We start from the raw sequence: 18775 nt of genomic DNA, 5'->3' as shown, positions 1-18775 counted from the left end.
CGATGGCCGGCACGAAGGACGGCAACGGCAACGGCGGGGCGAAGCCGGTGGCCCAGCGGCTGCTGGCCACCGCCACCCGGCTCTTCGCGGAGCAGGGCTACGACCGCACCTCCGTCCAGGAGATCGTCGATGCGGCGGGCGTCACCAAGGGCGCCCTGTACCACTACTTCGGCTCCAAGGACGATCTGCTGCACGAGGTCTACGGCCGGGTGCTGCGGCTCCAGCAGGAGCGGCTGGACCACTTCGCCGGCGCCGACGCGCCGGTCGAGCAGCGGCTGCGGGACGCGGCCGCCGATGTCGTCGTCACCACCATCGAGAACCTCGACGACACCAAGATCTTCTTCCGCTCGATGCACCACCTCGCCCCGGAGAAGGACAAGCAGGTACGCGCCGAACGGCGGCGCTACCACGAACGGTTCCGCGCCCTGGTCGAGGAGGGCCAGCGCACCGGCGTGTTCGCCGCCGACATCCCCGCCGACCTCGTCGTGGACTACCACTTCGGCTCGGTGCACCACCTGGGCACGTGGTACCGCGAGGACGGCCCGCTCAGCCCGCAGCAGGTCGCCGACCACCTCGCGGAACTGCTGCTGCGGGCGCTGCGGCCGTAGCGCGCACGGCGAAGGGCCCCGCGACCGCCGGTGGTCGCGGGGCCCTTCGCCGTTCTGCGGCTGCTCGGGCCTTCAGAGGTACTTCTTCAGCTCACGGCGCGCCAGCGACCGCTGGTGCACCTCGTCCGGCCCGTCCGCCAATTGGAGCGTGCGGGCCCCGGCCCACAGCTCCGCCAGCGGGAAGTCCTGGCTGACCCCGGCGGCGCCGTGCAACTGCACCGCCTTGTCGAGGATGTCCACGACGGTGCGCGGGGTGGCGATCTTGATGGCCTGGATCTCGGTGTGGGCGCCCTTGTTGCCGACGGTGTCCATCAGCCAGGCGGTCTTCAGCACCAGCAGCCGCAGCTGCTCCACGGCCACCCGGGCGTCCGCGATCCACCCCTGGACCACACCCTGCCGGGCCAGCGGCTGACCGAAGGCCGTACGGCTCACCGCCCGGCGGCACATCAGCTCGATGGCGCGCTCGGCCATCCCGATCAGCCGCATGCAGTGGTGGATCCGGCCGGGGCCGAGCCGGGCCTGGGCAATGGCGAAGCCGCCGCCCTCCTCGCCGATCAGATTGCCCGCCGGCACCCGTACGTCGTGGAAGACCACCTCGGCATGGCCGCCGTGGTAGTGGTCCTCGTAGCCGTAGACCTGCATGGCGCGCTTCACCTCCAGGCCGGGGGTCTCGCGCGGAACCAGGATCATCGACTGCTGACGGCGGATGTCCGAGCCGTCGGGGTCGGTCTTGCCCATCACGATGAAGATCTGGCACAGCGGGTTCATCGCCCCGGAGATGTACCACTTACGGCCGTTGATGACGTACTCGTCGCCGTCCCTGGCGATATGCGTCTCGATGTTGGTGGCGTCCGACGAGGCCACCTCCGGCTCGGTCATCGCGAACGCCGACCGGATCTCGCCGGCCAGCAGCGGCTGGAGCCACTGCTTGCGCTGCGCCTCGTTGCCGAACTGGGCCAGCACCTCCATGTTGCCGGTGTCCGGCGCCGCACAGTTCAGCGCGGTGGGCGCCAACTGCGGGCTGCGGCCGGTGATTTCGGCCAGCGGCGCGTACTGGAGATTGGTCAGCCCGGCGCCGTGCTCCGCGTCCGGCAGGCTGTGCTGGTCCACAAAGAAGAGATTCCACAGCCCCTGCTTACGGGCCTCGGCCTTCAGCTCCTCGACGATCACCGGGGTGTCCCACGGCGAGGCGAGCGCGGCCCGCTGCTCATGGGCGGTCTGCTCGGCCGGGTACACATGCTCGTCCATGAACGTCAGGAGCCGCTCGCGCAGCTCCTCGGTACGGGCGTCGAATGCGAAGTCCATGGGTGCCTCAGCCTTCCTTGAGGGTGGTGAGTCCGTGGTCGATGAAGACGGGGACGAGCTCGCCGATCCGGTCGAACCCCGCGCCGACGGTCTGGCCGAGCGTGAAGCGGTAGTGGATGCCTTCGAGGATCACGGCGAGCTTGAACCAGGCGAAGGCGGTGTACCAGGGGAGGGCCGAGACGTCCCGGCCGGAGCGGGCCGCATAGCGCTCGATCAGCTCGGCCGGCGAAGGGTGGCCGGGCGCGCCGCTGGTGGTGCTCACCGGGGACTGGGGCAGGCCCAGGTCCGAGCTGTACATCGCCAGCAGCCCGAGGTCGGTCAGCGGATCGCCGAGCGTGGACATCTCCCAGTCCAGGACGGCCTCGATGGTGTCCCCGGCGCCGACCAGGACGTTGTCGAGGCGGTAGTCGCCGTGCACGACGGCGGGCGCCGGGGAGGCGGGCAGCGCCCGGCCCAGCGCCTCGTGCAGCTCCTCGATGCCCGGCAGCTCGCGGTTCTTCGAGGCGGCCAACTGCTTTCCCCAGCGCCGCAGCTGCCGCTCCAGGAAGCCGTCCGGCCGGCCGAAGTCGCCGAGCCCGACCGCCTGCGGGTCCACCGCGTGCAGGTCCACGAGCGTGTCGACCAGGGAGAGGACCACCGCGCGGGTGCGCTCGGGGCCGAGCGGTGCGAGCTGCGCCGCTGTGCGGTACGGGGTGCCCGCCACCAGCTCCATCACGTAGAAGGGCGCCCCGATCACCGACTCGTCCTCGCACAGCAGCAGCGCCTCGGGCACCGGCACCGGGGTGTCGTGCAGCGCGCTGATGACCCGGTGCTCGCGGCGCATGTCGTGCGCGGTCGCCAGCACATGGCCCAGCGGCGGCCGGCGCACGACCCAGGAGCCGGTGCCGTCGGTGATCCGGTACGTGAGGTTGGACCGCCCGCCCTCGATCAGCTCCGCCCGCAGCGGCCCGCCGGTCAGCCCGGGCCGCTCCCGGTCCAGGTGCGCGCGCAATCGTTCCAGGTCGAGGCCGGGAGGCTGCTCCCGGCCCGGGGCCGGCGGGGGAGGGGTGCCCTTGCTCATCGTGCTCCTCCATGCGGAGTGGACGGTCCATCGGTCGCTGGGCACGATCATGCCGACTAGTCGGTATGGCGTCCAGTGGCCCGGCGTGGGGCGTCCGTCACGCAGGGGAATTCCCGCCATCGCCGCGGCCCCGGCCCTCCCCCGGCTGCCTGCGGCAGGAGGGCGGAGCTCAGGCGTGACAGGCCATCGGCACCCCGCCGTTCATCGCCGCCATATCGCCGAAGGCGGCGATCGGATCGAGCGGTGCGCCCGGCGCCGCGCCCGCCAGCTCCGCATACGCCCGGTGCAGGTTGGCCACCAGCCGCTCGCTCTCGGCCAGCTCGGCGAACGGCCCGAGATCCGCCTCGCGGGCCACCTCCAGCGGCGTACGGCCGGCCGCCCGGCCCTCCTGCGCCAGCCGGCCGACGAACCGCAGATAGCGCTCGATGCCGTCGTACACCTCGGGGCCGGTCACCGGCCCGTGCCCGGGGACGACGGTGACCGCGTCCAGGGAGCGCAGCAGCTCCAGCGCGCGCAGCGAGCCGGTCAGCGAACCCATCAGGATGAACGGGGTGCCGCCGTGGAAGACCAGGTCACCGGCGAAGACGAGGCGCTGCCGGGGCAGCCAGACGAGGGTGTCGCCCGTGGTGTGGGCCACGCCCGGATGGAGCAGCCACACCTCGATGCCGCCGGTGTGCAGGGTCAGTTCGTCGGTGTAGGTGACCTCCGGGGCCGTCAGCCGGATGTCGCCGTACTCCACCTCCGGCCACACCGCATGGAGTTGATGCCCGGCGGCCAGCAGCTCACGGCGGCAGGAGACGTGCCCGAGGACCGTCGCCTCCGGTGCGAAGACGGCGTTGCCGTAGGTGTGGTCGCCATGGTGGTGGGTGTTGACCAGCGTGCGGGGCGATGGCGCGCCGCTCTCGGCGATCCGCCGGCGCAGCAGACGGGCCCGGCGCTCGGTGGCGGCGGTGTCCACGACCAGGGTGGCGTCCCCGTCGGTGACGAAGCCCGCGTTGTTCAGGCACCAGCCGCCGTCCGGCTGGATGAACGCATGGACGCCGGGGGCCGGTTCGGTGAGGTACGGCTCGGGTACGGCGGCGCCGGCGGCGGGTGGTGCCGCCGAGGCCGGCCCGTCGGCGTCCGGCCCGGTGGTCCGTGCCGGGTCCGCGGAGTGCGGCGCCGGTGTGGGCGGTGCCGTCTCGTCGTCCATGGGGTGTCTCCCGTCGTCCGATGACCCGTCAGCCCCGCGGCCCGGGCCCCTGGTGCCGCGGGGTCGCGGGGGTCGCGTCACGCTACCGCCGCCGGGCGCCGCGGCGGCACCGCGCCCCCGTCGTCCTCACCCCGGCCGCACCAGCATGACCCCGCCGCACAGCGCCGGCGCGAGGGTGCAGCCGACCAGCAGCAGGGCGGTCCGCGGCGGCAGGCCCGGCGGGCGGCCGGTGGTCATCGCCTGCATCCGGCGGTGCGCAAGCGCCACGAAGGCCAGCCAGAACAGCCCCATCAGCACCACCAGAACCACCTCCACCGCCCCCGGCGCCCGGCTGCCCAGCAGCTGGCGGCCGGCCAGCACCGCCATCGCGGTCGCCGACAGCGTCGTACGCCGCCACGCCAGCCTGGTCCGCTCCGGCTGCAGCCCCGGGTCCCGGTCGGGAGCCGGACGCGGCGCCCCCGCGTCCGGCCGCGCTCCGCCCGCCACCGGTCAGCCGGTCCGGCCGAGCAGCACCAGCACGACCACCGCCACCGCCAGCACGCCGACGGCCAGCGCCAGCGCCGTGGGGAAGCGGGTGACCGGCAGGTCCTCGCCGCGCCGCATCGCCCGCTCGCAGCGCACCCAGTGGTTGACCGCCCGCAGCGCACACAGCGCCCCGCCCGCCAGCAGCACCACGGTGAAGGTCACCCGCATCCCCGGGTGCAGCCGGGGCAGGAACTGGTCCACCGCGAACCCGCCGCCGATCAGCGCCAGCCCGGTGCGCAGCCAGGCGAGGAAGGTGCGCTCATTGGCGAGCGAGAAGCGGTAGTCGGGGGTGGTGCCCTCCGCGCGGATCCGCGCGGGCGCGAACCACAGCCGTACGGCCGCGCCGGCCGACCGCAGCCCGTCAGTGAGGATCATGGCCGAAACCTTAGGTCGGTCCCGCACACCGGTCGCATCAGAGGTCCCCCGCCTCCCGCCGGGCGAGCAGCTCCCGGTAGGCGGCCATCCCGTCCGGCGTCCACGGCCACACGTCGAGCTGCCGGGTGAGCTCCTCCTCGGTCAGGAACGCGTACCAGTCGATCTCCGCCTCCTGCGGGGCGACCGGCAGGGTGCAGCGCACCTGGTAGACGGCCGACCACCAGGTGTGCTCGGCCGTCTCGTAGAGGAACTTGAACAGCGGCTCGGGCCGAGCCAGGCCCTGGACGCCCAGCTCCTCCTCCGCCTCGCGCAGCGCCGCCTCGTCATAGCTCTCGCCGGTGCCGACCACCCCGCCCACGAACATGTCGTAGTGCGCGGGGAAGACCAGCTTCTGCGGGGTGCGGCGGTGCACGAAGATCCGGTCCTCGGCGTCCCGGACCAGGATGAAGGAGCAGCGGGTGCGCATTCTGCGGGCGTAGGCCGCACCGCGTGGGGCCTGCCCCACGACCTGATCGTTCTCGTCCACGACATCGAGGATCTCGTCCGCGTTGAGCGGTTGCTGATCGGTCATGAGGCCATGCAATCACCAGGTGCGGGGGCCGCACCCCGCGGGGCGCCGGTCCTGCCACGCCGTGGCCGGGTCCCCGGGCACGGCACGAGGAGGGCCCTGACGGCGGAGTGCACGCGGGGCCGGACGGGTCACGGGACGTCCCAGGGGGCGTGCTCTGGGAAGAGCCGCCGGGCCCGCCGGCCTCAGCGCGGCTCCAGCTCCCGGACGTCCTCCCGCCGGCCGGCTCCCGGCGGCATCGCCGGATGGCTGCCGATCAGCACGATGCCGGCGACGACGGCCGCGATCCCGGCCACCTCCCAGGCCAGCGCGCCGGCCGTCACCTGGAGCCGGTCGCCGAGAAATCCCACCCCGCAGGCGATCCCGGCGAGCGGCTGGGCGGCGGTCAGCGCGGGCAGCGAGAGCCGCAGCGGCGCCGACTCGAAGGCGCTCTGCACCAGCACCAGCGCCAGCACCCCGAGCACGACGATGGCGTACGGCTGCCAGCTGGTCAGCAGGGCGCCCCAGCCGCCGCGCCCGAAGTTCTCCCCGCTGATCCGGGTCAGTGCGTCCTGGAGCCCGTAGAGGAGCCCGGCGGCGACGCCCAGCAGGGCGGCCTCCAGGCTCACATGCACCCGTTCCCGCTTGGCGACCGCCGCCAGCACCAGGGCGGCGCCCAGCACCATGCCCATGATCAGCCACTGCCAGGTCTGATCGGCGCTGCTGCGCCCGCCCTGCGGACGGCCGGCCACGATGAAGGCCGTCACCCCGCCCGCCAGCAACCACAGCCCCGCCCAGCCGCTGCGGCCGAGCCGCTGCCGGGTCAGCCGCCGGGACAGCGCCATCGCGAACAGCAGATTGGTCGCCAGCAGCGGCTCCACGAGAGTGATGTCGCCCATCCCCAGCGCGATCGCGCCGAGCGCCATCCCGGCCACCATCAGCCCGATACCGGCCACCCACAGCGGCATCCGCACCAGATCGAGCAGCAGACGGACCGAGAGGAAGTCCTTCATCGGGGCGTGCTGCGCCGCGGCCTGCTGAAACACGAAGCCGAGTCCCAGACAGCACGCCGCTCCAAGGGCGAGCAGTATCACCGTCACGTCGCACCTCGTATCGCGCGGGGTGGGGGATTGCGCCTGAGGATAGTCATCCGGCGTCGGGCGTGGGGTGGCCCTCGTCACCCACCATTCTCCCGCGCGCCCTGCGGTACCGCGCAGTAACCCTGTGGTTGACGCGGCAGTCGGGTGCGCTGAGGATCGTTCCACCACGGCGGCCCGGGGCGCCGGGCGTGCCCCGTTGAGGAGAAGCAGATGGCGTACGACGCTGATGTGATCGTGATCGGAGCGGGGCTGGCGGGGCTGGCGGCCACCGCGGAACTGGTGGACGCCGGACGCAAGGTGATCCTGCTCGACCAGGAGCCCGAGCAGTCCCTCGGCGGGCAGGCCCACTGGTCCTTCGGCGGCCTCTTCCTGGTGAATTCCCCCGAACAGCGCCGGCTGCGGATCCGCGACAGCCAGGAGCTGGCCTGGCAGGACTGGCTGGGCACCGCCGGGTTCGACCGGCCCGAGGACCACTGGCCGCGCAAATGGGCCGAGGCCTATGTCGACTTCGCGGCCGGTGAGAAGCGCTCCTGGCTGCACCGGCAGGGCGTACGGCTGTTTCCCGTCGTCGGCTGGGCCGAGCGCGGCGGCTACGGCGCGACGGGGCACGGCAACTCCGTCCCCCGCTTCCACATCACCTGGGGCACCGGGCCGGGGCTGCTCGCCCCGTTTCTGCGGCGGGTGCGGGCCGGGGCCGCCCGCGGCCTGGTCGAGCTGCGCTTCCGCCACCGGGTGACCGGACTGTCGCGCCGCGCCGGGGGCGTGGACACCGTCAGCGGCGAGGTCCTGGAGCCCTCGGACGTCGTGCGCGGGCGGCCCAGTAGCCGTGAGGTGGCCGGCGCCTTCGAGCTCCGGGCCCAGGCCGTGATCGTCACCTCCGGCGGTATCGGCGGCAATCACGGGCTGGTGCGCGCCAACTGGCCCGAGCGGCTCGGCAAGCCCCCGCGGCGGATGCTCTCCGGGGTGCCGGCGCATGTGGACGGCAGGATGCTGGGCATCGCCGAGGCGGCCGGCGGCCGGCTCATCAACCGTGACCGGATGTGGCACTACACCGAGGGCATCGAGAACTGGAGCTCCATCTGGCCGCTGCACGGCATCCGCATCCTGTCCGGACCGTCCCCGCTGTGGCTGGACGCCCGCGGCCGGCGGCTGCCGGTGCCGCTGTTCCCCGGCTTCGACACCCTCGGCACCCTTGAGCACATCATGTCGACCGGCCATGACCACACCTGGTTCGTGCTCACCCAGAAGATCATCGAGAAGGAGTTCACCCTCTCCGGCTCCGAACAGAACCCCGATCTGACCGGAAAGAGCATCCGCGGGGTGCTGGGCCGGGCCCGGTCCGGCGCGCCCGGCCCGGTGCAGGCGTTCATGGACCAGGGTGCGGACTTCGTCGTCGAGCGGTCGCTGACCGATCTGGTCCGGCGGATGAACGAACTGACCGTGGAGCCGCTGCTCTCGGAGGAGGCGGTGCGCGGCGAGATCGTGGCGCGGGACCGGGAGATCGCCCATCCCTTCACCAAGGACCTCCAGGTGACCGCGGTGCGCGGGGCCCGCAAGTACCTCGGCGACCGGCTGATCCGCACCGCCGCGCCGCACCGGCTGCTCGACCCCAAGGCCGGCCCGCTGATCGCCGTACGGCTGCACATCCTCACCCGCAAGACGCTCGGCGGGCTGGAGACCGACCTCTCCTCGCGGGTGCTGACCGACGACGGCACACCGCTGCCGGGCGTGTACGCGGCCGGTGAGGCGGCCGGGTTCGGCGGCGGCGGGGTGCACGGCTACCGCTCGCTGGAGGGCACCTTCCTCGGCGGCTGTCTCTTCTCCGGCCGGACGGCGGGGCGGGCGGCGGCCCGGGCGGTGTCCTGAGCGGTGTCCTGAGCGGGCCGGGCCGGGGGAGCGGCGGACCGGGGGAGGGGCGGACGGTACCGGGTCCGGTTGGCCCGCCGGCCCAATACCGTGATACGTAACGGGGGTTGGCGGATCCAGCCATTCCCCTTCCCGTCTTGACGCGGAGCTCTGCGTACCGCTTTGCTGTCCGTGATGACTGGTACGGACCACGCCATCACCCTCTGTAGAGGCGCGCACAGATCCGGCCCCACCCGCCGAGGACGGCTCGGTACGGCGAACGGCCGGTGCGGCGCGTCATGGAGCCCGCTGACCCGTGATCTCGATTACCCCGTCCCCACCGCCCCCACCGTCGTCCCTCGTGCCCACCTGCAGCCCGGACCTGCGGGCCCTCGCCCCGGCCCTCGACGATGCCGAACTGGCCGTCACCGCCGATGCGCTGGCGCTCGGCCAATGGGCCCGGGTGCGCACCCTGCTCACCGGGACCGGCGCCGACTGGGATCTGCGCGGCCACCGATTAACCGTCCTGGCCACCTCTCCCGGCAGCGCCGCCTGGGCCGCCGACTGGCTGCTCGCCGAACCGGACAGCGGTGACGCCGCCACCCTCCTGGCCCTCGCCACCGTCCGGCTCGCGCTGCGCGGCGCGAGCAGCCCCACGGCCGCCGCCCGGGCGTGTGCCACCGCCGCCGGGATGCTGCCCGACGACCCCACCCCGTGGCTCGGTGCGCTGATCCTCGCCCGCCGCCGCGGCACCCCGGACGGACAGGGGCACGCCTTCCGGCAGATCCGCGCCCGGCACCGCGACCACCACCACGCACACCACCTGATGACGGCCGCGCTGGCCGAACGGCAGCCGGACGGCGGCGACGGCCCGCGGCACCCGGCCCATGACTTCGCCGCCCGGGCCGCGGAACGCGCCCCCGCCGACTCCCCGCTCGCCCTGCTGCCCGTCGTGGCGCACGCCGAGCGCTACCGCGCCCTGGCCGCCGCGGGCCTGGCACCGCCCGACCCCGCGGACTGTGGCCACTGGTCCACCCCGCACGCCCATCAGGTCCTCCAGGCCGCCTTCGACTGGTGGCTGGAGTGGGAGGGCGAGGACCATCCGCGCCGCACGATCGATCTCAACTTCCTCGCCCACGCCATGTTCCACGAGGGGCGGATGGCCGAGGCCGCCGCGCTCTTCCAGCGCATCGGCCCGCACCCCACCCGCGCCCCGTGGTCGTACGCGGGCCGCGACGCCGAGGCCGCGTTCCGGGCCGCCCGCGCCACCGCCCTGCGCCGCGCCGGGACGCCGGCGCCCGGTGCCGCGCTGCTGATGACGAAAGTCTGACGCCGGGGCCCGGACGCTGGCCCCGGCGGCCGCGGGGTGTTCGAATCGGGGAATGACCAAGGACGCGAATCCGGCCCGCGCGGCGGGCGGCGGCGAGGACGGGCGCGGCGCCCCCGTGGGCCGCCGCGTGGTGCTCGGCATGCTCGCCGCCGGTGCCGCCGGCGTCGCCGCGGCCCCCTTCCTCCAGCGCGCCTACGACGAGACGCTCGGCGCCGCCGCCCAGAAGGACCCCACCGGGCTGTCCGGTCTGCTCCCGGCCGGCGGCGGCTTCCGCTACTACTCGGTGACCGGCTCCGTACCGGACAAGGACGCCCGCACCTACCGCCTCACGGTCGACGGCCTGGTCCGCCACCGCACCAGCTACCGCCTCGACGACCTGCGCCGGATGCCGCAGACCCGGCTCGTGCGGGACGTCCAGTGCGTCACCGGCTGGCGGGTGCCCGGCACTCCCTTCGAGGGTGTCCGCCTCTCGGCGCTGCTCGACGCCGCCGGTGTCCGCCCGGAGGCCAAGGCGGTCCGCTTCACCTGCTTCGACGGCGCCTACAGCGAGTCCCTCACCCTCGCCCAGGCCCGCCGCGACGACGTCCTGGTCGCCCTGCGGATGCAGGACAAACCGCTGGCCCATGCACACGGCGGCCCGGTCCGCCTCTACGTCGCGCCCATGTACTTCTACAAGTCGGCGAAGTGGCTCTCCGGGATCACCGTCACCGACCACGTCGCGCCCGGATACTGGGAGAACCTCGGATATGACGTCGATGCCTGGGTCGGCCGGTCGAACGGACGCGACGATGCCCCCACCACCTGACGATCCGTCCGCGGCCCGCCCCCGGGTACGGCGCTTCACCCCCGCCGAACACCGGGTCCACCAGGCCACCGCCGCCCTGATGGCCGTCTGCGTGCTCACCGCGGGCTGTCTCTACCTCCCCTTCCTCGCCGAACTCGTCGGCCGCCGCGCCCTGATGGTCACCGTCCACGAGTGGTCCGGCATCCTGCTGCCGGTGCCCGTGCTGCTCGGCCTCTTCTCCCGGGCCCTGCGCGCCGACCTCACCCTCCTCAACCGCTACGGCCCGCACGACCGCCGGTGGCTGAGCGCCGCCCTGCGCCGCCGCGGGGGCCGCCCGGCCGGAAAGTTCAACGCCGGCCAGAAGCTCTACGCCGCCTGGATCGCCGGCGCCGTGCTGGTGATGCTCGGCACCGGCCTGCTGATGTGGTCCACCCTCCCGCAGGCGCTCGGCCTCGTACGAGCAGGGACGCCCGTGCCCCTGGTCTGGCGCACCGGCGCCACGTTCGTCCATGACTGGCTCGCGCTCGCAGTGATCCTCGTGATCGCCGGTCATGTCGGGAAGGCGTACGGCGATCCCGAGTCCCGCCGCGGGATGCGGACGGGCTCCGTCGATGCGGGGTGGGCTCGGCGCGCGCATCCGTTGTGGCGGCATGGGGACGGGGAGCGGGACGGGGAGCGGCGCGAGCCGCGGGCCTGACGACCCGTCCGACCTGCCGGGGTATCGATTTCAGACAGCTATGCAGAGAACCCTCTGCAAGGGACCCTCTGCGGTCCTAGCCTGCCGTCCATGACCGACACCCCTGGGCCGCCGTCGCGGCCGGCCGCCTCCGGTGCACCGCCCACCCGGCAGATGGACGCCCGCAGTCTGCGCGGCCTCGCCCATCCCCTGCGCATGCGCATCCTGGAACTGCTGAGGCTCGATGGCCCGGACACCGCCACCGGGCTCGGCGGCCGCCTCGGTGAGAACACCGGCACGGTCAGCTGGCATCTGCGCCACCTCGCCGCACACGGCTTCATCGAGGAGGAGACCGGGCGCGGCACCCGGCGCGAGCGCTGGTGGCGGGCGCCCCGGGGCAGCAACAACCTCAACACCACCGAGTTCCGCGACGATCCGGACACCCGCGGCGCCCTGTCCGTCTACGTGCACGAACTGGTGCAGCAGCAATTCCACCGGGTCGTCGACGACCTCACCGAGGACTGGGACGCCGAGTGGCGGAACGCCGGCACCCTCACCCAGTGGCACGACCTGCGGCTCAGCTCCGCACAACTGGCGGCACTGAACGCGGAGTTGGCCGAGGTCGTCGACCGGCACCGGGCGGCGGCGCAGCGCGCGTCCGATGCCGAGGAGGCGGCGGGGCAGCCGGTCCTCGTCCAGCTGCAGTCCTTCCCGCGCAAGGAGCGGGGCGAGCGATGAGCGGACTGCTGCGCCGGCACCGGGACTTCCGGCTGCTGTGGTGCGGGGAGACGGCGGGCAAGTTCGGAGGCGCGTCCGGCAGCCCGCGAGCGCGGACTGCGGGCCATGACCGCGGAGCTCGCCGAGGGGCTGCGGCTGGTCGCCGGCGATGTGTGGTTCCGTACGCTGACGCTCTTCGGCGCCGTCTCCAACCTCGCGCTCATGGGCTATCAGTCGATCGCGGCGGTCTTCCTGGTCCGCGAGGTCGGCCTGGCGCCCGGTGCGGTCGGCGGGCTGCTGGCGCTGGGCGCCTCGGGAGGTGTCGCGGGGGCCTTCCTGGCGCGCCGGGCCGCCGGCCGGTTCGGCACCGCCCGCGCCCTGCTGCTGTCCGAACTCGGCCTGTCCAGCGCCGCGTTGCTCGTGCCGCTCGCCGTCCACGGAGCCGGGGCGCTGCTGTACGTCGCGGGCAGCTTCGGCGTCAGTGCGGGCGTGGTGGCCGGCAACGTCCTCAAGGTGAGCTTCCAGCAGCGGTACTGCCCACCTGCCCTGCTCGGCCGGCTGATCGCCGGCAGCGCCTTCTTCAACTACGGCACGCTGCCCCTGGGGGCGCTGCTCGGCGGGGCGCTCGGCTCGGCCCTCGGCGTCCGCCCGGCCATGTGGATCATGACCGCCGGTGTGCCGCTGGCCGCCCTGATCCTGCTCTTCTCACCGATCGGGCGGGTGCGCGACCTGCCGGTACGGCCCGTGGAGGACGAGCCGGGGCCCGGTGCGCGCGGCCCGGAGCCGGCGGGGCGGGACGGCGTGACGCCACTGCCGGGGGCCTGAGGCAGGGGCCGTCCCGCAGGGCGCGTCACCCGGCCGGCTGCAGTGCCGGTGCGTCCGTGGCCGGCGGCGGTCCCACGGCGGGCAGTTCGACCTCGAAGCGACAGCCCGCCCCGGCATTGCGCACCGTCGTCCGGCCCTCATGTGCCTCCACGATGCCGCGCACGATCGCCAGCCCCAGCCCGGCGCCGCTCTCGCCGTCCGCCCGGGGCGTGCGCGCCGCGCCGCCGCGCCAGCCGGTGTCGAAGACCCGCCCCAGATCCTCCGGCGGGATGCCGCCGCAGCCGTCCTCCACCGCCAGCACCACCCGGCCCTGCTCCTGCCGTGCGCTGACCGCGACGGTCCCGTCGGCCGGGGTCGCGCGGATCGCGTTGACCAGCAGATTGCCCAGCACGCGGGTGATCTGCTGGGCGTCCACATGCACCGGCAGCTGCACCACCCCACCGGCCACCAGCCGCACCCCGCTCGCCCGCGCCAGCGGCCCGGCGCCCGCGAGCGCCTCGTCCACCAGGTCGTAGACCGACACCCGGGACAGCGTCAGGGCCAGCGCCCCGGCCTGGATACGGGAGAGTTCGAAGAGGTCGTCGACCATGGCGGCCAGCCGGTCCACCTCGACCCGCATCCGTGCGTGGTAGCGCGCGGTGTCCTCGGCGACCCCGTCCTCCAGCGCCTCGGCCATCGCCCGCAGCCCGGCGAGCGGGGTGCGCAGATCGTGGGAGATCCCGGCGATCAGCTCCCGCCGGGAGGCGTCCAGGGTCCGTTCGCGCTCCCGCGCCTCCGCGAGCCGCCCGCTGGTCTCCTCCAACGCCTGTGACAGTGCGGCCAGTTCGGCCGTCGGCGGCTCGGCCGGCGCCACGAAGCCGCCCTCGCTGCCGACCGTACGGGCCGAGCGCGCCAGCTCCCGGCTGCCCGCCGCGATCCGCCGCCCGAAGAGCAGCGCGGCCGCCAGCGACACCACTCCGGAGACAGCCACCACGGCCATCACCACGCCCAGGTCGTGCCCGGACAGGAACATCGCCTGGGCGACCGCCACGGTGCCCGCCGCCATCGCGGCCACCGCCAGCGCAGCCACCGCGAACAGCGACAGCGCGACCGAACGGCGCCGCAGGGCCCGTACCGCGGGCGCGGCGAGCAGTCCCGCCAGCGCCGCACCGAGCGCCGCCAGCGCCACGATCACCAGGAAGTCGCTCATGACAGCAGGTCGCCTCCCAGCAGCGGCCCGTCCTGCGGCGGTTCGCTCCGTACGGGGTCGAAGCGGTAGCCGGCGCCCCAGACCGTCGTCACCAGCCGGGGCGCGGCCGGGTCCGCCTCGATCTTCTCGCGCAGCCGCCGCACATGCACGGTCACCGTGGACAGATCGCCGAACTCCCAGCCCCAGACCCGGTGCAGCAGCTCGTCCCGCGAGAAGACCTGCCCGGGGTGGCGCATCAGGAAGACCAGCAGATCGAACTCGCGGGCGGTCAGGGAGAGTTCCCGCCCTGCGCGCTCGGCCCGCCGGCCGGCGGGATCGGCGCTGAGGTCCCCGGCCCGCAGCACGGCGGCCGCCGACGCGGCCGGCGGCGCGGACTCCGCACGGCGCAGCACCGAGCCGATCCGCAGCACCAGCTCCCGCGGGCTGAACGGCTTGGTCACATAGTCGTCCGCGCCCAGCTCCAGGCCCGCGATGCGGTCCGCCTCCTCGCCGCGCGCGGTGAGCATCACCACCGGCACCGGGGGGCCGTCGGCGGACCGGCGCAGCCGGCGGCACACCTCCAGGCCGTCGAGGCCCGGCAGCATCAGATCGAGCACGACCAGATGCGGGCGGAAGTCCGCGGCCCGGTCGAGGGCGGCGAAACCGTCGGCGGCGTGCGCGGTGGCGTAGCCGGCGCGGGAGAGATAGCCGGTGACGACCTCGGCGACGGTCGGATCGTCCTCGACGACCAGGACACGGCGCGGCGGCCCGGATACGGGGACGGGCGGCGGCGTGGCGGGCGGTGTGGCGGGCTGCACGGGTCAGCGTGCCGTTCCCGGGAGGCGGCAGGTCATGGTGCCAGCCAACACCAGCACCCGAGGCGGCGGGCGGCCGGGGCCGTATCCGTAAGACTCCGGTAACCGGTGACGGTGTCCCCGTGCGCTGCCGTACGCCGCCGGGCGGGCCGCGGCGGCGGCCCGGCGGCTCAGCCCTCCAGCCCCTCCCGTACCCGCCGCGACACCGTGATCGCATACAGATCGAGGACGCCCGGCGGCTCCGCGAGGCCCGGGCCGCCGGCGCGGATCCAGGCGGCGATGTCCGCCAGTGCGTCGTCATCGTTGACCAGCCCCAACCAGACGGGCCGCCCACCGGCCGCCCGCCCCGCGGCCGACGGCTGGACCACGACCACGTTCGCCTGGTCGCAGACGTCCAGGCACTCCGAGGCCCGCACCGGTGCCGCGCCGTCCAACGCCGCACGCAACCGCGGGATCTGCGCGGCGTGGTCGACCCCCGGAATCTTGGCCGCATCGCCGCAGCAGCAGCCGCGGCACACGGTGACCCGGCACGGGGCCGCAGTGGCCGCCCGACCGGCACGCTTATTGATCATCCGGCTCATGCTACGGGGGCCGCTCCGGCGCACGGTACGGGGATCCGGGGTGGGGGCAAAATAAACGCAACAAAAAATGCGTTTGCGTTTTGACTGCCGCCCCCGTACTGTCATCCCCGTTCCATTGCCGCCGATCGGAGAAGGCCGTTGCTCGTCTGAGGTCCTGAGACACCGCGCCCGTAAGAGGCGAATCCGCCCTGTGCTCCCGGTATTCCGGAGCGGCGGATCATGCCCCGCGCAGCCTGTCCGTGACCTCGGCGTACCGCAACCGCGTACCCCGACGCACCCCCGCGCTCCGGCCCGGTGTCTCCCGCGCAGTCCTCCCTCCCACCCGCGCCCAGGAGACCCGTATGTCTACGCACCCCACCTCCGCCTCCATCGTCTGCACCGCCCTCGGCTTCGCCTGGCCCGACGGCAGCCCCGTCCTGGAGAACCTCCCGCTGACCGTCGGCCCCGGCCGTACGGGCCTGATCGGCCTCAACGGGGCGGGGAAATCCACCCTGTTGAAGCTGATCGCCGGCGAGCTGACCCCGACCGCGGGCAGCATCAAGGTCGCCGGCGAGATCGGCTACCTCCCGCAGCACGCCCCGCTCGACACCCAGCTGCGGGTCGACGAGGTCCTCGGCATCGCCCGGGCCCGCGCCGCCCTGCACGCCATCGAGGGCGGCGACGCCCGCGAGGAGCACTTCACCGCCGTCGGCGACGACTGGGACGTCGAGGAGCGCGCCCGCGCCACCCTCGACCAGCTCGGGCTGCCCGGCATCGACCTCGACCGCACCATCGGCGAGGTGTCCGGCGGCGAGTGCGTCCTGCTGCGGCTGGCGGCCCTGCTGCTGCGCCGGCCGGACGTGCTGCTGCTCGACGAGCCCACCAACAACCTCGACCGGGCGGCCCGGGAGCGGCTGTACGCCGCGGTCACCGGCTGGTCCAAGGTGCTCGTCGTGATCAGCCACGACCGCGAACTCCTCCAGCTGGTCGACCGGATCGCCGACCTCCGCGACGGCGAGGTCCACTGGTACGGCGGCAACTTCAGCGCCTACGAACAGGCCCTGGCCGTCGAACAGGAGGCGGCCGAGCGGATGCTGCGCGTCGCCGAGGCCGATGTCCAGCGTCAAAAGCGCGAACTTGCCGACGCCCAGGTCAAGTTGGCCCGCCGGGTCCGCTACGGCAACAAGATGAACGCCACCAAGCGCGAGCCGAAGATCGTCATGAACGAGCGCAAGAGGGAGGCCCAGGTATCCGCCGGCAAACACCGCATCCTGCACACCGAACGCCTCAAAGAGGCCAGGGAGCGCCTCGGCGAGGCCGCCGAAGCGGTCCGGGACGACGACGAGATCCGCATCGACCTGCCGCACACCGCCGTGCCCCCGGGCCGCACCGTGCTCAGCCTGGAGGCCCTGCACACCCGCTACGGCGCACCCGCCGACCTGGAGGTACGCGGCCCCGAACGGATCGCCCTGACCGGCCGCAACGGCTCCGGCAAGACCACCCTGCTGCGCACCGTCGCCGGCGAGCTCCCACCGGCCGGCGGCACGGTCCGAGCCCATGTCCCCTACCGCTTCCTGCCGCAGCGACTCGATGTCCTCGACGATGCGCTCACCGTCGCCGAGAACGTCGCCCGCTTCGCCCCGGACGCCACCCAGAACCGCATCCGGGCCCGGCTTGCCCGCTTCCTGTTCAAGGGGGCCCGCGCCGACCAGCAGGCCGGCACGCTCTCCGGCGGCGAACGCTTCCGCGCCTCGCTGGCCGCGCTCATGCTGGCCGAACCGGCCCCGCAGCTCCTGCTGCTCGACGAGCCGACGAACAACCTCGACCTCGCGTCCGTCCGCCGACTCGTCACGGCCCTGGAGTCCTACGAGGGCGCCCTGGTCGTGGTCAGCCACGATCTGACATTCCTGCGAGAGATCGGCATCACACGATGGCTCGCCCTCGACGACGGCGAACTGACCGGCACGGCACCGCTGTAGGCACCCGGGTCGGTGCGGGGGCAGGCTGCGCCCGCCGCCCCCGCACCGACCCGTCCCCAGCCTCGATCAGCCTTGCCGACGCCCGGGCCGCCGCCCACGGGCCCCCATGCCGAAGAGCTCCAGAGCCGCCCCGCACTGCGAATGCAGCGGCACCGGCAGCGCGTGCGGAGCGAACCAGTCGAGCGCATCGAACTTGTGCGGTTCGCCGATCGTCACCTCATCCCGCTCCACCCGTACGGCGAAGACCACCGCGACCCAGTGCGAGTCGACCGGATCACCACGCAGCACATTGCGCACCCCGATCTGCTCGATGTCGAGCGGCCGCACGCCGTACTCCTCGTACACCTCCCGCGCCACGGCCCGCTCGAAGGACTCACCGAATTCCAGCGCCCCCGCGCCACAGTCCCAGGTCCCCGGCTCATCCCTGGCCCCCGCGCCGCGCCGGGCCAACAACACCCGCCCCGCACCGTCATGACACACGAAAACACAGGACACCGCGGGCCTCTTGGGCCCCTTGGCTCCCACCACCCTCACGTCCCCTCCCACCGTCACGTCCTCTCCCACGGTCACCCTCACGTCGCCCCTCCCCGCTCCCCCTCAGAAGTGCCGCAGCAACTCACCGAACGCCGACAGCCGCAGCACCTTCTCGTCGGCCGGGTCGAGGTCGGCGTGCTCCAGCACCCAGGTGTGCTGATGGGGGATGAACACCGCATTGAGGCCGGCGGAACGGGCCGGCAGGATGTCCGACTTGGGGGAGTTCCCGATCATCCAGGCCGAGGCCGGCACCAGATCGTAGGAGCGGGTCAGCTCCTCGTACGTGGCGGTGTTCTTCTCCGCCACGATGTGCACGTCCCGGAAGTGCCGGGTCAGCCCGGACGCGGTGATCTTCCGCCGCTGCTCCTCGGCGTCGCCCTTGGTCAGCAGCAGCAGTTCATGCCGCCGGGCCAGCTCGGCCAGGGTCTCGGCCACCCCGGGCATCAGCTCCACCCGCTCCCCGGCGAAGGCCGCCGCCCACCCGGAGATCCGCGCCGACTCCTCGGCCGTCGCGCCCCGCCCCCGCAGCTGTGCCGCACACTGCCCGAGGCTGTGCAGAAAGACCTTGCTGCCGTAGCCGAGGGTCACCGCGTTCGCCGCCTCGATCCCGTCGAGCATGCCCCGGACCCCGGCCCGGCCGAGCCCGGGAGGGGCCATCGGAGTCATCCACTCCAGGAACTCCTCGATCACCCGCTCGTAGATCACGTTGTTCTCCCACAACGTGTCATCCGCATCGAAGATCAGCATCCGGCAGCACGCCCTTCTCCCACGTCACCGACCCGCGCACCCTACGCACGCACCGGGTCCGGCCGCACCGGAAATACGGTGCG

The 18775-nt window shown here is 73.6% G+C and carries 19 protein-coding genes and 1 pseudogene; 8 read left to right on the top strand and 12 right to left on the bottom strand.

What is annotated here, in order from left to right:
- Nucleotides 1-2 precede the first annotated feature (2 nt).
- Nucleotides 3-608 (top strand): TetR/AcrR family transcriptional regulator, encoded by a 606-nt coding sequence (locus tag BKA18_RS07160; RefSeq protein WP_366047835.1) that lies wholly within the window; start codon nt 3-5, stop codon nt 606-608.
- A gap of 72 nt (nt 609-680) precedes the next feature.
- Here the strand turns inward: BKA18_RS07160 and BKA18_RS07155 are convergent, their stop codons facing one another.
- The 7 genes from BKA18_RS07155 to BKA18_RS07125 form a co-directional block, all read right to left on the bottom strand.
- On the bottom strand, nt 681-1913 hold the full coding sequence (locus tag BKA18_RS07155; RefSeq protein WP_366047834.1) for an acyl-CoA dehydrogenase family protein: 1233 nt from the start codon (nt 1911-1913) through the stop codon (nt 681-683).
- Nucleotides 1914-1920: 7 nt separating this feature from the next.
- The gene (locus tag BKA18_RS07150; protein WP_366047833.1) at nt 1921-2973 is read right to left on the bottom strand and encodes a phosphotransferase family protein; all 1053 of its coding nucleotides are present in this window, start codon (nt 2971-2973) and stop codon (nt 1921-1923) included.
- A gap of 169 nt (nt 2974-3142) precedes the next feature.
- Entirely contained in the window at nt 3143-4165 is a 1023-nt protein-coding gene (locus BKA18_RS07145; protein ID WP_366047832.1) for an MBL fold metallo-hydrolase, read from the bottom strand.
- Nucleotides 4166-4291: 126 nt separating this feature from the next.
- Nucleotides 4292-4651, bottom strand: coding sequence for a DUF202 domain-containing protein (locus tag BKA18_RS07140; protein ID WP_366047831.1), 360 nt, complete (start codon nt 4649-4651; stop codon nt 4292-4294).
- Between the two features lie 3 nt (nt 4652-4654).
- Entirely contained in the window at nt 4655-5065 is a 411-nt protein-coding gene (locus tag BKA18_RS07135; protein ID WP_093482389.1) for a YidH family protein, read from the bottom strand.
- 37 nt (nt 5066-5102) lie between these two features.
- A complete protein-coding gene (locus tag BKA18_RS07130) occupies nt 5103-5636 on the bottom strand; it encodes an NUDIX domain-containing protein (RefSeq protein WP_366047830.1) in 534 nt (177 codons plus the stop codon).
- A 182-nt stretch (nt 5637-5818) separates the two neighbouring features.
- On the bottom strand, nt 5819-6712 hold the full coding sequence (locus BKA18_RS07125) for a DMT family transporter (RefSeq protein ID WP_366047829.1): 894 nt from the start codon (nt 6710-6712) through the stop codon (nt 5819-5821).
- 210 nt (nt 6713-6922) lie between these two features.
- Between BKA18_RS07125 and BKA18_RS07120 the strand changes: the two genes are divergently transcribed.
- From BKA18_RS07120 to BKA18_RS07095, 6 genes and pseudogenes are all read left to right on the top strand, one after another.
- A complete protein-coding gene (locus tag BKA18_RS07120) occupies nt 6923-8578 on the top strand; it encodes an FAD-binding dehydrogenase (RefSeq protein ID WP_366047828.1) in 1656 nt (551 codons plus the stop codon).
- 340 nt (nt 8579-8918) lie between these two features.
- Entirely contained in the window at nt 8919-9887 is a 969-nt protein-coding gene (locus BKA18_RS07115) for a hypothetical protein (RefSeq protein WP_366047827.1), read from the top strand.
- 52 nt (nt 9888-9939) lie between these two features.
- Nucleotides 9940-10692 (top strand): molybdopterin-dependent oxidoreductase, encoded by a 753-nt coding sequence (locus BKA18_RS07110; RefSeq protein ID WP_366047826.1) that lies wholly within the window; start codon nt 9940-9942, stop codon nt 10690-10692.
- On the top strand, nt 10676-11368 hold the full coding sequence (locus tag BKA18_RS07105; RefSeq protein ID WP_366047825.1) for a cytochrome b/b6 domain-containing protein: 693 nt from the start codon (nt 10676-10678) through the stop codon (nt 11366-11368). Before BKA18_RS07110 ends, BKA18_RS07105 begins: the two co-directional genes overlap by 17 nt.
- Before the next feature lie 90 nt (nt 11369-11458).
- On the top strand, nt 11459-12085 hold the full coding sequence (locus tag BKA18_RS07100) for a helix-turn-helix domain-containing protein (protein WP_366047824.1): 627 nt from the start codon (nt 11459-11461) through the stop codon (nt 12083-12085).
- 66 nt (nt 12086-12151) lie between these two features.
- A pseudogene (locus tag BKA18_RS07095) lies at nt 12152-12889 on the top strand (MFS transporter); the annotation flags it as partial.
- Between the two features lie 25 nt (nt 12890-12914).
- Here BKA18_RS07095 and BKA18_RS07090 read toward each other — a convergent pair.
- The 3 genes from BKA18_RS07090 to BKA18_RS07080 all read right to left on the bottom strand — a co-directional run bounded on the left by BKA18_RS07090 (nt 12915) and on the right by BKA18_RS07080 (nt 15444).
- Nucleotides 12915-14078, bottom strand: coding sequence for a sensor histidine kinase (locus BKA18_RS07090; protein ID WP_366047822.1), 1164 nt, complete (start codon nt 14076-14078; stop codon nt 12915-12917).
- A complete protein-coding gene (locus BKA18_RS07085; RefSeq protein WP_006607668.1) occupies nt 14075-14875 on the bottom strand; it encodes a response regulator transcription factor in 801 nt (266 codons plus the stop codon). The genes BKA18_RS07090 and BKA18_RS07085 overlap by 4 nt, the downstream gene beginning before the upstream one ends.
- Before the next feature lie 167 nt (nt 14876-15042).
- Nucleotides 15043-15444 (bottom strand): (2Fe-2S) ferredoxin domain-containing protein, encoded by a 402-nt coding sequence (locus BKA18_RS07080; RefSeq protein ID WP_208859257.1) that lies wholly within the window; start codon nt 15442-15444, stop codon nt 15043-15045.
- Between the two features lie 350 nt (nt 15445-15794).
- Between BKA18_RS07080 and BKA18_RS07075 the strand changes: the two genes are divergently transcribed.
- The gene (locus BKA18_RS07075; protein ID WP_366047821.1) at nt 15795-17411 is read left to right on the top strand and encodes an ABC-F family ATP-binding cassette domain-containing protein; all 1617 of its coding nucleotides are present in this window, start codon (nt 15795-15797) and stop codon (nt 17409-17411) included.
- Nucleotides 17412-17477: 66 nt separating this feature from the next.
- Here the strand turns inward: BKA18_RS07075 and BKA18_RS07070 are convergent, their stop codons facing one another.
- Together BKA18_RS07070 and BKA18_RS07065 are read right to left on the bottom strand one after the other, a co-directional pair.
- A complete protein-coding gene (locus tag BKA18_RS07070) occupies nt 17478-17945 on the bottom strand; it encodes an NUDIX hydrolase (protein ID WP_366047820.1) in 468 nt (155 codons plus the stop codon).
- A gap of 63 nt (nt 17946-18008) precedes the next feature.
- Entirely contained in the window at nt 18009-18692 is a 684-nt protein-coding gene (locus tag BKA18_RS07065) for an HAD family hydrolase (protein WP_366047819.1), read from the bottom strand.
- Nucleotides 18693-18775 lie beyond the last annotated feature (83 nt).

This window comes from Streptomyces auratus (assembly GCF_050433025.1).
Lineage (GTDB): Bacteria > Actinomycetota > Actinomycetes > Streptomycetales > Streptomycetaceae > Streptomyces > Streptomyces sioyaensis.
This window is presented reverse-complemented; position numbering and strand designations above follow the sequence as displayed.

Bases quoted from the DNA above. Each gene is read 5' to 3' on its own strand.
- BKA18_RS07075 (WP_366047821.1), top strand. From the start codon at position 15,795: ATGTCTACGCACCCCACCTCCGCCTCCATCGTCTGCACCGCCCTCGGC.
- BKA18_RS07105 (WP_366047825.1), top strand. From the start codon at position 10,676: ATGCCCCCACCACCTGACGATCCGTCCGCGGCCCGCCCCCGGGTACGG.
- BKA18_RS07130 (WP_366047830.1), bottom strand. From the start codon at position 5,636: ATGACCGATCAGCAACCGCTCAACGCGGACGAGATCCTCGATGTCGTG.
- BKA18_RS07100 (WP_366047824.1), top strand. From the start codon at position 11,459: ATGACCGACACCCCTGGGCCGCCGTCGCGGCCGGCCGCCTCCGGTGCA.
- BKA18_RS07120 (WP_366047828.1), top strand. From the start codon at position 6,923: ATGGCGTACGACGCTGATGTGATCGTGATCGGAGCGGGGCTGGCGGGG.
- BKA18_RS07080 (WP_208859257.1), bottom strand. From the start codon at position 15,444: ATGATCAATAAGCGTGCCGGTCGGGCGGCCACTGCGGCCCCGTGCCGG.
- BKA18_RS07145 (WP_366047832.1), bottom strand. From the start codon at position 4,165: ATGGACGACGAGACGGCACCGCCCACACCGGCGCCGCACTCCGCGGAC.
- BKA18_RS07160 (WP_366047835.1), top strand. From the start codon at position 3: ATGGCCGGCACGAAGGACGGCAACGGCAACGGCGGGGCGAAGCCGGTG.
- BKA18_RS07065 (WP_366047819.1), bottom strand. From the start codon at position 18,692: ATGCTGATCTTCGATGCGGATGACACGTTGTGGGAGAACAACGTGATC.
- BKA18_RS07150 (WP_366047833.1), bottom strand. From the start codon at position 2,973: ATGAGCAAGGGCACCCCTCCCCCGCCGGCCCCGGGCCGGGAGCAGCCT.
- BKA18_RS07135 (WP_093482389.1), bottom strand. From the start codon at position 5,065: ATGATCCTCACTGACGGGCTGCGGTCGGCCGGCGCGGCCGTACGGCTG.
- BKA18_RS07110 (WP_366047826.1), top strand. From the start codon at position 9,940: ATGACCAAGGACGCGAATCCGGCCCGCGCGGCGGGCGGCGGCGAGGAC.
- BKA18_RS07155 (WP_366047834.1), bottom strand. From the start codon at position 1,913: ATGGACTTCGCATTCGACGCCCGTACCGAGGAGCTGCGCGAGCGGCTC.
- BKA18_RS07090 (WP_366047822.1), bottom strand. From the start codon at position 14,078: ATGAGCGACTTCCTGGTGATCGTGGCGCTGGCGGCGCTCGGTGCGGCG.